Here is a 13506-nt window from a genome sequence, read left to right on the forward strand (position 1 = left end):
CCGCCGTCTATTTGTCGACGATGCCGTTGATATCGCGGGCCATGTCGATGTCGTTTTTGGTGATGCCGCCCTCGGAGTGCGTGACGAGGGCGAAAGTCACTGTCCGCCAACGAATATCGATGTCCGGGTGATGGTCCTTGCTCTCCGCGTGCTCGCCCACCCGGCGTACGGCATCGATGCCGGCGAGAAAACTCGGAAATTTGATCGAGCGGCGCAGGGCGCCGTCGGCGCGCTCCCATCCGGTGAGATCGGGCAGTGCGGCGTCTACTTGCTCATCCGTTAACACAGCCATCCCCCGACGGTATACCGTCACCGGCCATGCCGCGGTAGAGGAAGGTGCGACCGTTTTCGGCCGGGTGGCTATTTACGAGGCAACAGCGGGACCCGGTGCCTGACTTTTCTGGTCCAGCTGCACCACGACGTTTTCCTCCGGCGGGTTGTGTCGTTCTTGGTATGCCGTCTCGAGGATCGCCGGAACCCGTTGAAGGTCGCGGGCCACGCCCATCAGTTCTTCGAGGATCATGATTCGTCGCTGGTTCGCCTCAGCCAGTGTCCGCCGGGCCTGCTCATCGGAGTGGCGAGCTCTCTGTTTCGCGTCGGCGAGGAGTTGGTCGCGCTCATGCTGGGCTTCCTGCCACGCCTCATCGATCAACGATTGGGCTTCAGCACGCATCCTGGCGAGTTCGGCGTCGAACTCTTTCCTGGTTTCCGCACACTCCGTCTCCAGCGCTTTTCGCTGCTCTGCGATCTCCGCCAGCAACTCCCGGTGCTCTCGGTGGGCGGCCTCGGTCTCGGCCTCGGCCTCCGCGATCAGCGCTTCTACTTCGGCGCGCGATTCGCCCTGCATCTGGGAAATCTCATCGAGGGCACGCCGCAGCAACTTCGCCATCCGATGTTGCATCGCGTACGGCGACGGCGAGGTGTCCGAGAGGAGGGCGACCTCATCCTTGAGGCAGGCGACTTCGATCCGCAGCGCGACGGCCTCATCGCCGGATTCGTTTCGCTGGGCCCTGAGGTTCTGGACTTCTTCGATCAGGAACTTCTGCTTGGCGAGCAACACCTCGATGTAGGCGTCGACCGCAGCCGTGTCATAGCCCCTGAACGTGCGGGAGAACGTCTTTGCGGGTTCGGTGGTCATTGCCAACCCCCATTCTGAGGAAGTGCCTATTGGAGAGATAGTGACCGGCTAAAACCGAGTATCCCACGCGGGCACGCAAACCGGAAGAGAACCATTGTGTCGCAAGGGATTTCGATATGCATCGCGCGCTTTTCGATGCCATTCCGATGAATTTGGTCTTCACCCGCGCAGCGCGTTGTGCCCGGCCGAGGGCCCGGAGGTATACCGTCACTGGCCATGTCGACCCAGATCGTCGTCGCGGGTGCGGTGATCTGCGACGCCAAGGTCTTGGTTGCACAACGCGTCCGTCCGCCGGAGCTGGCCGGCCTGTGGGAGCTGCCCGGTGGCAAGGTCGCGCCCGGTGAAACCGAGCGCGACGCGCTGGCCCGCGAGCTGGCCGAGGAGCTGGGCCTGGCGGTCGGTGACGTCGTGGTGGGCGATCGGCTGGGCGCCGACGTCGGGGTGGGCGACCGGTTCACGCTGCGTGCCTACCGCGTGCGCCTGCTCCGCGGCGAGCCCGACGCCCGCGATCACCGCGCGTTGCGCTGGATCACGGCGGCTGAGCTGCACGATCTCGACTGGGTGCCGGCCGATCGTGGCTGGTTGGGGGACCTGACCCGGGTCCTTTGACGGGTCCTCATAAGAAGTCCACAGACTTCCGGCAGCTGATGTACAGCCGCGTTGCAGGTCTTCGCAGTCAACTGAATAGAACAATATGACTTGTAATAACGACGCCACACGACCCTGCCCTGGATGTGCGTGCCGATACGAGCCGAATGATTGTCCAGACCTCCCGTCCCGGGGATGGCGCCGGACCGGGACTCAAGGGTGCGCAAAAACGATGCTCATGACGACTTTTTCCGTAATGTGCCCATGCGCGGCGGACCTGATTTCGCCCGCGGCGCGGACCTATGCTGGTGTGGTATCGCTCCCCAGCCCGCGTGCCTGGAATGCCGAATGTTGAGCCGATCCGAGCTGGCGTGGGCGGGGCGATCACCGGGCTGATCGCCCAACACAACGCATACGGGGTCGAACCAACGGCCCGACGAGGCGCGACGCTACCGAATTGGAGGAGTACTTCTTGACTGTCACACCTCACATTGGCGGAGTGCTCGAGGAACTCCTAGAGCGCAGCGGGCGGTTTTTCACGCCGGGCGAGATCTCGGCCGACCTGCGCACGGTGACGCGGGAGGGCGGCCGCGAAGCCGACGTGTTCTACCGCGACCGCTGGAGCCACGACAAGGTGGTTCGCTCCACGCACGGGGTGAACTGCACCGGCTCGTGCTCGTGGAAGATCTACGTCAAAGACGGGATCATCACCTGGGAGACGCAGCAGACCGACTACCCGTCGGTGGGCTCGGACCGGCCCGAGTACGAGCCGCGGGGCTGCCCTCGAGGTGCCTCGTTCTCGTGGTACAGCTACTCACCGACCCGCGTGCGCTACCCGTATGCCCGCGGCGTGCTGGTCGAGATGTACCGGGAGGCCAAGGCGCGGCTCGGCGACCCGGTGCTGGCCTGGGCCGACATCCAGTCCGATCCGGAGCGTCGCCGCCGCTATCAGCAGGCGCGCGGGAAGGGCGGACTGGTCCGGGTCACCTGGGCCGAGGCCACCGAGCTGATCGCCGCCGCCCACGTGCACACCATCAAGACCTACGGACCGGATCGCGTCGCCGGGTTCTCGCCGATCCCAGCGATGTCGATGGTGTCCTATACCGCGGGCTCGCGGTTCTTCGAGCTGATCGGCGCCCCCATGACGTCGTTCTACGACTGGTACGCCGACCTGCCGGTCGCCTCGCCGCAGGTCTTCGGCGATCAGACCGATGTGCCCGAATCCGGGGACTGGTGGGACGCAGCGTATTTGATGATGTGGGGCTCCAACGTCCCGATCACCCGCACACCCGACGCGCACTGGATGGCCGAGGCGCGCTACCGCGGCACCAAGGTGGTGACCGTCAGCCCGGACTACGCCGATAACACCAAGTTCGCCGACGAGTGGATGCCGTGCGCGGCGGGCACCGACGGGGCGCTGGCCATGGCGATGGGCCACGTCATCCTCTCGGAATGCTATGTGCAGAAGCAGGTTCCGTTCTTCACCGACTTTTCCCGCCGCTACACCGACCTGCCGTTCCTGATCAAGCTGGAAGAACGCGGCGACATGCTCGTGCCGGGAAAGAACCTCACGGCAGCGGATCTGGGGGAGGCCGTCGAGAACGCGGCGCTCAAGCCCGCGGTGCTGGACGAGGTGTCCGATTCGGTTGTGGTGCCGTACGGTTCGCTGGGATTCCGGTACGGCGAATCGGGCGTCGGCAAATGGAATCTCGATCTCGGCGACCTGACGCCGGCGCTCAGCGTGCGCGACACCCACCGCCGCAACGGGGATGAGAACAGCGCGCTGGTCCACCTGCCCAGCTTCGACACGGTCGACGGCGAGGGCACGACCGTGGCGCGCGGCGTCCCGGTCCGCCGCGTCGGTAAGCACCTGGTGTGCACCGTCTTCGACCTGATGCTCGCCCAATACGGTGTGGCGCGGCCCGGCCTGCCCGGCGAATGGCCCACCGGTTACGACGACGCCACCCAGCAGAACACCCCGGCATGGCAGGAAGGGATCACCGGCGTATCGGCCGCCCAGGCCATCCGGGTGGCCAAAGAATTCGCGCACAGCGCCGAGGAATCCGGCGGCCGCTCCATGATCATCATGGGCGGCGGCATCTGCCACTGGTTCCACAGCGACGCGATCTACCGTGCGGTGCTCGCGCTGCTGATGCTGACCGGATCGATGGGCCGCAACGGCGGCGGCTGGGCCCACTACGTCGGACAGGAAAAGGTGCGCCCGCTCACCGGTTTCCAGACGATGGCGATGGCAACCGACTGGGTGCGTCCACCGCGACAGGTGCCCGGTGCCTCGTACTGGTACGCACACACCGACCAATGGCGCTATGACGGGTATGGCGCCGACAAACTGGCCAGCCCGGTGGGCCGGGGCAGGTTCGCGGGCAAGCACACCATGGACCTGCTGGCGTCCGCGGTGGCCATGGGATGGAGCCCGTACTATCCCCAATTCGACCGGTCCAGTCTGGACGTCGCAGACGAGGCGCGCGCCGCCGACCGCGACGTCGCCGACTACGTCGCCGAACAGCTCGGCCAGCGCAAGCTGAAGCTCGCTGTGACCGACCCCGACAATCCCGTGAATTGGCCGCGGGTGCTTACCGTTTGGCGCGCCAACCTGATCGGCTCGTCGGGCAAGGGCGGCGAGTACTTCCTGCGCCATCTGTTGGGGACCGACTCCAACGCTTCGGCGGTGCCGCCGGTGGACGGCGTTCGGCCCACCGACGTGACCTGCGAGGGGGACATCCCCGAGGGCAAGCTCGACCTGATGATGTCGATCGACTTCCGGATGACCTCGACGACGCTGGTGTCCGACATCGTACTGCCCGCGGCCACCTGGTACGAGAAGGCCGACATCTCCAGCACCGATATGCACCCCTACGTGCACGCCTTCAGCGCCGCGACCGATCCGCCGTGGGAAACCCGTTCGGACTTCGACGCTTTCGGTGTCATCGCCCGCGCCTTCAGCGCCATGGCCAAGGACCACCTGGGCACCCGCACCGATGTGGTGCTCAGCGCGCTGCAGCACGACACCCCGGACGCGATGGCCTATCCCGATGGCACCGAACAGGATTGGCTGCACTCCGGCACGACGCCGGTGCCGGGACGGACCATGGGCAAGCTCACCGTGGTGGAGCGCGACTACACGGCCATCTATGACAAGTGGCTGACCCTGGGTCCGCTGGTCGACAAATTCGGCCTGACCACCAAGGGTGTCACCGTGCACCCCTTCCGGGAGGTCGAGGAGCTCGCCGCCAAGTTCGGGGTGCTTAAATCCGGTGTGGCGGCGGGCCGTCCGGCCATCACCACCGCGTCGCGGATGGCCGACGTGTTGCTGCTGCTGTCCGGCACCACCAACGGGCGGCTGGCGGTCGAGGGCTTCCACGAACTGGAGAAACGCACCGGTCAGCGGCTGGTGCATCTGGCCGAGGGCAGCGAGGACAAGCGCATCAGCTACGCCGACACCCAGGCGCGGCCCGCCCCCGTGGTCACCAGCCCGGAATGGTCGGGCAGCGAGACGGGTGGCCGTCGCTACGCGCCGTTCACCATCAACATCGAGAACCTCAAGCCCTTCCACACCCTGACCGGGCGCATGCATTTCTACCTCGCGCACGACTGGGTCGAGGAGCTCGGCGAGCACCTTCCGGTGTTCCGGCCGCCGCTGGACATGGCGCGCCTGTTCGGTCAGCCCACGCTTGGGCCCACCGAGGACGGCATCGGGCTCACGGTGCGCTACCTGACGCCGCACTCGAAGTGGTCGTTCCACTCCACCTACCAGGACAACCTGTACATGCTCTCGTTGTCCCGCGGCGGCCCGACGATGTGGATGAGCCCGGGTGATGCGGCGAAAATCCAAGTGCGCGACAATGATTGGGTCGAGGCGGTGAACGTCAACGGGATCTACGTGTGCCGGGCGATCGTCTCGCACCGGATGCCCGACGGCGTGGTCTTCGTCTACCATGTCCAGGAGCGCACCGTGGACACGCCTCGCTCCGAGACCAACAACAAGCGCGGCGGTAACCACAACGCGCTGACCCGGGTGCGCATCAAGCCGAGCCACCTGGCCGGGGGCTACGGCCAACACGCGTTCGCGTTCAACTATTTGGGGCCGACCGGTAACCAGCGTGACGAGGTGACCGTCGTGCGTCGTCGCAGCCAGGAGGTGACGTACTGATGAAGGTCATGGCGCAGTTGGCGATGGTGATGAACCTCGACAAATGCATCGGTTGTCACACGTGTTCGGTCACCTGTAAGCAGACGTGGACCAACCGACCCGGCACCGAATACGTCTGGTTCAACAACGTCGAAACCCGTCCCGGGCAAGGTTATCCGCGCACCTACGAGGACCAGGAGCGGTGGCGCGGCGGCTGGATCCGCGACAAGAAGGGTCGGCTGCGGCTGCGCGACGGCGGCCGCCTGCACAAACTGCTGCGGATCTTCGCCAATCCGAAGTTGCCCCTCATCGGCGACTACTACGAGCCGTGGACCTACGACTACGAGAACCTGACCACGGCGCCCGCGGGTGACACCTTCCCGACAGCCGCACCCAAGAGCCTGATAACCGGTGAGCCCATGAAGATTTCGTGGGGGCCGAACTGGGATGACAACCTGGCCGGGTCGTCGGAGATCCTGTCCGGGGACCCGATCCTGAAGAAGGTCAGCGAAGAGGTCAAACTCTCGCTCGAAGAAACCTTCATGTTCTACCTGCCCCGCATCTGCGAGCACTGCCTCAACCCGTCCTGCGTGGCGTCGTGCCCGTCGGGCGCGATGTACAAGCGCAGCGAGGACGGCATCGTGCTGGTCGACCAGGACCGCTGCCGCGGCTGGCGGATGTGTGTGTCCGGATGTCCTTACAAGAAGGTCTATTTCAACCACAAGACCGGCAAGGCCGAGAAGTGCACGCTGTGCTATCCGCGGATGGAGGTCGGCCTGCCGACCATCTGCTCGGAAACCTGCGTGGGCCGGCTGCGCTACCTGGGCGTGGTGCTCTACGACGTCGACCGGGTGCTGGAGGCGGCGTCGGTGGAGAAGGAGACCGATCTCTATCCGGCCCAGTGCGAGATCCTGCTGGACCCCAACGATCCGGAGGTCATCGCCGGTGCGCGGGCGGAGGGCATTCCGGACGAGTGGATCGAGGCCGCGCAGCGCTCCCCGGTGTATGCGCTGATCCACACCTACAAGGTGGCGCTGCCGTTGCACCCGGAATATCGCACCATGCCGATGGTTTGGTACATCCCACCGCTCTCGCCGGTGGTCGACGCGGTCAGCCGGGACGGGCACGACGGGGAAGACATCGGCAACCTGTTCGGAGCGCTGGATGCGCTGCGCATCCCGATGCAGTATCTGGCCGAACTGTTCACCGCCGGCGACACCGCCGTGGTCGAGGGCGTGCTGCGGCGGCTGGCGGCGATGCGCTCCTACATGCGCGACATCAACCTCGGTCGCGAGACCCAGCCGCACATCCCGCATTCGGTCGGCCTGACCGAAGAAGAGATCTACGAGATGTACCGCTTGCTCGCCATCGCGAAATACGAAGAGCGTTACGTCATTCCGACGGCGTTCGCGCCGCAGGCCCGCGACCTCGAGGAGATGGGCTGCTCGTTGACGAGTGACGGCGGACCCGGCATGTACGAGTCGGACCCGGTGGTGTCGGTCGAGACCTTCCACACCCTCAAGCAGCGCGGCGACGATCCCGGCAACATGCGGCCGTCCACCCGGGTGAACCTGCTCAACTGGGACGGCGGCCAGGTGCCCGCCGGAATGTTTCCCGAAGAGCAGCAGCGATGAAACTGCTTTCGGCGCTGCGGGAGCGCTCCACCAACCGGACGATGCAGGATCGCCTGGTGTGGCAGGCGGCGTCGCTGCTGCTGGCCTACCCGGACGACGAGTTGGCCGGGCGCCTGGACGCCGTCGACGAGCTGCTCGCCCACATCAGCGGCCCGCCGGCGGCGCTGCTCGGGCAGACGGTCGCGGCGCTGCGTGCCCGCGAGCCGATGGCCGCCGCGATGGACTACGTCGCCACCTTCGACATGCGCCGGCGCTGCACGATGTACCTGACCTACTGGACCGCGGGGGACACCCGAAACCGCGGCCGGGAGATGCTGGCGTTCGCCACCGCGTACCGGGAGGCGGGTGTGACGCCGCCCGGTGGCGAGGCGCCCGACCATCTGACGGTGGTGCTCGAATTCGCCGCCACCGTCGATCCCGAGGTCGGCCGGCGACTGCTGGACCAGCACCGCGTGCCCATCGACGTGCTACGCGGTGCTCTGGCCGACGCCAAGTCGCCTTACGAGCCGACGGTCGCGGCGATCTGCGAGACGCTGCCCGCCGCCACCGATCAGGAGGTGCGCCGGGCCGAGCGCCTGGCGAAGGCCGGACCGCCCGCGGAAGCCGTTGGGCTGCAACCTTTTACCTTGACAGTGCCCCCTCGTAAAGGAACACCGAGTGTTTAGCAACGTCCTGTTCTGGGACATCTCGCCGTACGTCACGCTGACGGTCCTATTCGTCGGAAGCTGGTGGCGCTACCGCTACGACAAGTTCGGCTGGACTTCCCGTTCCTCGCAGATCTACGAGTCGCGGCTGCTGAGTATCGCCAGCCCGATGTTTCACTTCGGCATCCTGGCGGTCTTCGCCGGACACGTGATGGGGTTGTTCATCCCGCCGCGGGTGACGCACATGCTGAAAATCAGCGACCACTTGTACCATTTGCAGGCCGTCATCGCCGGGTCGGTGGCCGGTTTTGCGGCCCTGGCCGGGATCGGCTTGCTGATCTACCGGCGGTTCACCCGCCCGGCGGTGACCATGGCCACCAGCCGCAGCGACAAGGTGATGTACGTGGTGCTGTTGCTGGCGATCGTGGTCGGCCTGTACTGCGACCTGATCGGCACCGGCCCGCACGGCGGCGAGTTCCACTACCGCTACACGGTGGGCCTGTGGTTCCGCCGGATCTGGATCTTCCAGCCGCATGGGGAGGTGATGGTCAACGCGCCGCTGGACTATCAGCTGCACGCCCTGATCGGCATGGTGCTGTTCACGCTGTTGCCGTTCACCCGGCTGGTGCACGTCCTGAGCGCGCCGGTCGCCTACCTGTTCCGGCCCTACATCGTCTACCGCAGCCGCGAGGCGGCCGGCGAGGGCGAACTGGTCGGTACGGCACCCCGCCGGCGGGGCTGGTAGCGAAGCAGCGGATGGCGCCCGGCTACCAGCCGGTTCGCTATCCGGGGCCCCCGCTGCCACAATCACCGACGTGCTATTTCGCAACGTCGCCATCGTCGCCCACGTCGACCACGGAAAGACCACCCTGGTTGACGCGATGCTGCGGCAGTCGGGCGCGCTGCACCACCGCGGTGACGACGCGGTCGAGCGCCTCATGGACTCCGGGGACCTGGAGAAAGAAAAGGGCATCACGATCCTGGCCAAGAACACGGCCGTGCATCGCAAGAATGCGGACGGAACGACGACCGTCATCAATGTCATCGACACCCCGGGCCACGCCGACTTCGGTGGTGAGGTGGAGCGCGGACTCTCCATGGTCGACGGGGTGCTGCTGCTGGTCGACGCCTCCGAGGGGCCGCTGCCGCAGACCCGTTTCGTGCTGCGCAAGGCCCTGGCCGCGCATCTCCCGGTGATCCTGGTCGTCAACAAGACCGACCGGCCGGACGCCCGGATCTCCGAGGTCGTCTCGGAGAGCCACGACCTGCTGCTCGACGTTGCATCGGACCTCGACGAGGAAGCACAGAAGGCCGCCGAGCACGCCCTCGACCTGCCGACGCTGTACGCGTCGGGACGGGCAGGCATCGCCAGCACGACGGAACCGGCCAATGGCGAGAATCCCGAGGGCGACAACCTCGATCCGCTGTTCGACGTGCTGCTCGAGCACATCCCGCCGCCGCAGGGCGATCCCGAGGCGCCGTTGCAGGCGCTGGTCACCAACCTCGACGCCTCGGCCTTCCTCGGACGGCTCGCACTGATCCGCATCTACAAGGGCCGGATCCGCAAGGGCCAGCAGGTCGCCTGGATGCGCGAGGTGGACGGGCATCCCGTCATCACCAACGCGAAGATCACCGAACTGCTGGTGACCGAGGGCGTGGAACGCACACCCACCGACGAAGCCATCGCCGGGGACATCGTCGCCGTCGCGGGCATCCCGGAGATCATGATCGGCGACACGCTGGCCGATCCGGACCACGCGCACGCGCTGCCGCGCATCACCGTCGACGAGCCCGCCATCTCCGTGACCATCGGAACGAACACCTCGCCGCTGGCGGGCAAGGTGAAGGGTCACAAGTTGACCGCTCGCATGGTGAAGTCGCGGCTGGACGCCGAACTCGTCGGCAACGTCTCCATCAAGGTCGTCGACATCGACCGCCCCGACGCCTGGGAGGTGCAGGGCCGCGGCGAGCTCGCGCTGGCGGTGCTCGTCGAGCAGATGCGCCGCGAGGGTTTCGAGCTCACGGTCGGCAAGCCACAGGTCGTCACCCAAACGATCGACGGCAAGCTGCACGAGCCTTTCGAGGCGATGACCATCGACTGCCCCGACGAGTTCGTCGGCGCGATCACCCAGCTGATGGCCGCCCGCAAGGGCCGCATGGAAGAGATGACCAACCACGCGGCGGGCTGGGTCCGGATGGACTTCATCGTGCCCAGCCGCGGCCTGATCGGCTTCCGCACCGACTTCCTCACCCTGACCCGCGGCACCGGCATCGCCAACGCCGTGTTCGACGGCTACCGGCCGTGGGCCGGTGAGATCCGGGCCCGCCACACCGGCTCGCTGGTGTCCGACCGCGCCGGCACCATCACGCCGTTCGCCATGATCCAGCTCGCCGACCGAGGCCAGTTCTTCGTCGAGCCCGGCCAGGACACCTACGAGGGCATGGTCGTCGGAATCAACCCGCGCGCGGAGGATCTCGACATCAACGTCACCCGCGAGAAGAAGCTGACCAACATGCGGTCGTCGACCGCCGATGTCATCGAGACGTTGGCCAGGCCGCTCGAGCTCGATCTCGAGCAGGCCATGGAGTTCTGCGCGCAAGACGAATGCGTCGAGGTGACCCCGGAGATCGTGCGGGTGCGCAAGGTCGAGCTGGACGCCACCTCCCGGGCCCGCAGCCGGTCGCGCGCCAAGGCGCGGGGTTGACACCGGGTGGTCGGACGGGCTTCTGGGCAGCTGCTCGATACCCTGATCAGCGTGCCGAGACGCGTCCGCCGCTTGTTCATGGTGCTCGGCGGCCTGGTCTCGTTGGTCGGACTCGTCCTGTCGGCCTGCACGGTCAACCCGCCGCCGGCGCCGCAGAGCACCGATACGCCGCATAATTCGGTGCCACCGCCGCCCCGGGTCAGCGAGATCATCATGGGTATCGACTCGATCGGGGCCGGCTTCAATCCGCACCTGTTGTCCGACCTGTCCCCGGTGAACGCCGCGATCAGCGCGCTGGTGTTGCCCAGCGCATTCCGGCCGGTCCCCGACCCCAACACGCCGACCGGCTCGCGCTGGGAGATGGACCCCACCCTGCTGGTGTCGGCCGAGGTGACCAGCCAGAACCCGTTCACGGTGACCTACAAGATCCGGCCCGAGGCGCAGTGGACCGACAACGCGCCGATCGCCGCCGACGACTTCTGGTACCTGTGGCACCAGATGGTCAGCCAGCCCGGGGTCGTCGACCCGGCCGGCTATGACCTCATCACCGGCGTGCAGTCCCTGGAGGGCGGCAAGCAGGCGGTGGTCACCTTCGCCGAACCGTATCCGTCGTGGAAAGAGTTGTTCAGCAACATCCTTCCGGCGCACATCGTCAAGGACGTGCCCGGCGGCTTCGCGGCCGGCCTGGCCCGGGCGCTTCCGGTCACCGGCGGGCAGTTCCGCGTGGAGAGCATCGACCCACAGCGCGACGAGATCCTGGTGGCGCGCAACGACCGCTACTGGGGGCCGCCGGCCAAACCCGCGCTCGTTCTCTTCCGGCGCGCCGGTGCGCCTGCCGCGCTGGCCGATTCCGTGCGCAACGGCGACACCCAGGTGGCGCAGGTGCATGGCGGCTCCGCGGCCTTCGCGCAGCTGTCCGCCATCCCCGATGTCCGGACCGCCCGGATCGTGACGCCGCGGGTCATGCAGCTCACGCTGCGGGCCATCGAGGCCAAACTGGCTGACACGCAAGTGCGTAAGGCGATTCTGGGGCTGCTCGACGTCGACCTGCTCGCCGCGGTGGGCGCGGGCAGCGACAACACCGTCACCCTGGACCAGGCCCAGATCCGCGCGCCGAGCGACCCGGGATACGAGCCGACCGCGCCACCGGCGATGACGACGCCGGCCGCGTTGGCGTTGCTCGAGGGCGCCGGATACAAGGTCGACCCCAACTCCTCGGCATCACCCGCGCCGACCCCGCCGAACACCGGGCCGCCCGAGGTCATCCGCGGTCGGATCAGCAAGGACGGCCAACAGCTTTCCCTGGTCATCGGGGTGGCGGCGAACGACCCGACCGCGGTCGCGGTGGCCAATACCGCCGCCGACCGGTTGCGCAACGTCGGCATCGCCGCGACCGTGCTGGCGTTGGACCCGGTCACCCTGTACCACGACGCGCTGAACGACAACCGGGTGGACGCGATCGTCGGCTGGCATCAGGCGGGCGGCAATTTGGCGACCCGGCTCGCCTCCCGATACGGCTGTCGCGCACTGGAATCGACCCAGGTACCGATTTCCAACGGGCCGGCCCCCGCGCCCGCGACCTCCGCCGGTCCGACGCGGTCCACCGCCCCGGCGGCCACGTCGACGACTCCGACGACGACGCCGCCGCCCAGCCGCCCCGCCGATCCCAACGCCCTGGTGCAGGCGCCGTCGAACCTGACCGGGATCTGCGATCGCAGCATCCAGTCGAACATCGACGCGGCCCTCAACGGCACCAAGAACATCAACGACGTGATCACCGCGGTGGAACCGCGGCTGTGGAACATGTCCACCGTGCTGCCGATCCTGCAGGACACCACGATCGTCGCGGCCGGCCCGAGCGTGCAGAACGTCAGCTTGTCCGGTGCGGTTCCGGTCGGCATCGTCGGCGACGCCGGCCAGTGGATGAAGACCGGGCCGTAACCCGCGTCGTCAGTCGGCGGCCAGCGCCGCTCGCGGCGGGATCACGGTGTCGACGATCAGCGCCAGCTCGCGCCGGTTCGGCGGCGACCCGTTCAGCAGGAAGTGCTGGTTGATCAGGGCGGACCCGATGCGGGCGGTGAGTGGCGTGACGACCTGCGGGTCGAGGTCGCCGTCCTCGATGGCGGCCTGCAGGATCGATTCCACGATCTGCAACCGCGGCCGCACCACGGCATCGGCGAAGATGGCCCGCATCTCGGGTTCGTGCAACAGCTGATGGATGACGTCCAGACTGGGGAAGCCGGTCTTTCCGGCCAGCAGGTCACGCTGGGCGGTGAGCATGGCCAGCAGGTTCTCTCTGGCCGAACGGCCGGAACGCAGCTCGGGCAGCGGCGGCAGCGCGAAAACCAGAGCGGCGTGCACCAGCTCGCACTTGGTGTCCCAACGCCGGTAGAGCGCGGCTTTACCGGTGTGGGCCCGCGCCGCGATTCCCTCCATGGTCAGGCCGCCGTAACCGACTTCGGTCAGCTCGACCAGGGTCGCCTCGTAGAGGGCGCGTTCGAGGACTTCACCTCGCCGACGGCTTCGGCTCCCGGTGTGGTCTGCGTCCGTTAGCTGAGGCACTCCTTGATAGTAGCCGTGCGCGTTCCTATTTGCCGCTTACCGGTGGGTAGCCGGCGGACTGCCGGAATCGGCGCCGCTGACGGTA

Annotated in this window: 10 protein-coding genes; 7 read left to right on the top strand and 3 right to left on the bottom strand. The window is 67.1% G+C overall.

Annotation, left to right across the window (positions count from 1 at the left end):
- Positions 1–7: 7 nt before the first annotated feature.
- A complete protein-coding gene (locus tag MTY59_RS15560; RefSeq protein WP_221041943.1) occupies positions 8–292 on the bottom strand; it encodes a 4a-hydroxytetrahydrobiopterin dehydratase in 285 nt (94 codons plus the stop codon).
- Between the two features lie 72 nt (positions 293–364).
- On the bottom strand, positions 365–1138 hold the full coding sequence (locus MTY59_RS15565) for a DivIVA domain-containing protein (RefSeq protein WP_221041944.1): 774 nt from the start codon (positions 1136–1138) through the stop codon (positions 365–367).
- A gap of 216 nt (positions 1139–1354) precedes the next feature.
- On the opposite strand from MTY59_RS15565, the gene MTY59_RS15570 reads away from it, so the two are divergent.
- From MTY59_RS15570 to MTY59_RS15600, 7 genes are all read left to right on the top strand, one after another.
- The gene (locus MTY59_RS15570) at positions 1355–1747 is read left to right on the top strand and encodes a (deoxy)nucleoside triphosphate pyrophosphohydrolase (protein ID WP_221041945.1); all 393 of its coding nucleotides are present in this window, start codon (positions 1355–1357) and stop codon (positions 1745–1747) included.
- 451 nt (positions 1748–2198) lie between these two features.
- A complete protein-coding gene (locus MTY59_RS15575; protein ID WP_221041946.1) occupies positions 2199–5897 on the top strand; it encodes a nitrate reductase subunit alpha in 3699 nt (1232 codons plus the stop codon).
- A complete protein-coding gene (narH, locus tag MTY59_RS15580) occupies positions 5897–7510 on the top strand; it encodes a nitrate reductase subunit beta (RefSeq protein ID WP_221041947.1) in 1614 nt (537 codons plus the stop codon). The genes MTY59_RS15575 and narH overlap by 1 nt, the downstream gene beginning before the upstream one ends.
- A complete protein-coding gene (narJ, locus tag MTY59_RS15585) occupies positions 7507–8175 on the top strand; it encodes a nitrate reductase molybdenum cofactor assembly chaperone (protein WP_221041948.1) in 669 nt (222 codons plus the stop codon). Before narH ends, narJ begins: the two co-directional genes overlap by 4 nt.
- Positions 8168–8899 (top strand): respiratory nitrate reductase subunit gamma, encoded by a 732-nt coding sequence (narI, locus tag MTY59_RS15590; protein ID WP_221041949.1) that lies wholly within the window; start codon positions 8168–8170, stop codon positions 8897–8899. The genes narJ and narI overlap by 8 nt, the downstream gene beginning before the upstream one ends.
- 70 nt (positions 8900–8969) lie before the next feature.
- Positions 8970–10859: a translational GTPase TypA gene (typA, locus tag MTY59_RS15595; protein ID WP_064952436.1), complete on the top strand. Its 1890-nt coding sequence runs from the start codon at positions 8970–8972 to the stop codon at positions 10857–10859.
- A 45-nt stretch (positions 10860–10904) separates the two neighbouring features.
- A complete protein-coding gene (locus MTY59_RS15600) occupies positions 10905–12800 on the top strand; it encodes an ABC transporter family substrate-binding protein (protein ID WP_221046465.1) in 1896 nt (631 codons plus the stop codon).
- A 9-nt stretch (positions 12801–12809) separates the two neighbouring features.
- Here the strand turns inward: MTY59_RS15600 and MTY59_RS15605 are convergent, their stop codons facing one another.
- On the bottom strand, positions 12810–13421 hold the full coding sequence (locus MTY59_RS15605; protein WP_221041950.1) for a TetR/AcrR family transcriptional regulator: 612 nt from the start codon (positions 13419–13421) through the stop codon (positions 12810–12812).
- Positions 13422–13506 lie beyond the last annotated feature (85 nt).

The organism is Mycobacterium senriense, assembly GCF_019668465.1.
Classification (GTDB): domain Bacteria; phylum Actinomycetota; class Actinomycetes; order Mycobacteriales; family Mycobacteriaceae; genus Mycobacterium; species Mycobacterium senriense.

Bases quoted from the DNA above. Each gene is read 5' to 3' on its own strand.
- MTY59_RS15570 (WP_221041945.1), top strand. From the start codon at position 1,355: ATGTCGACCCAGATCGTCGTCGCGGGTGCGGTGATCTGCGACGCCAAG.
- MTY59_RS15565 (WP_221041944.1), bottom strand. From the start codon at position 1,138: ATGACCACCGAACCCGCAAAGACGTTCTCCCGCACGTTCAGGGGCTAT.
- MTY59_RS15560 (WP_221041943.1), bottom strand. From the start codon at position 292: ATGGCTGTGTTAACGGATGAGCAAGTAGACGCCGCACTGCCCGATCTC.
- narJ (WP_221041948.1), top strand. From the start codon at position 7,507: ATGAAACTGCTTTCGGCGCTGCGGGAGCGCTCCACCAACCGGACGATG.
- narH (WP_221041947.1), top strand. From the start codon at position 5,897: ATGAAGGTCATGGCGCAGTTGGCGATGGTGATGAACCTCGACAAATGC.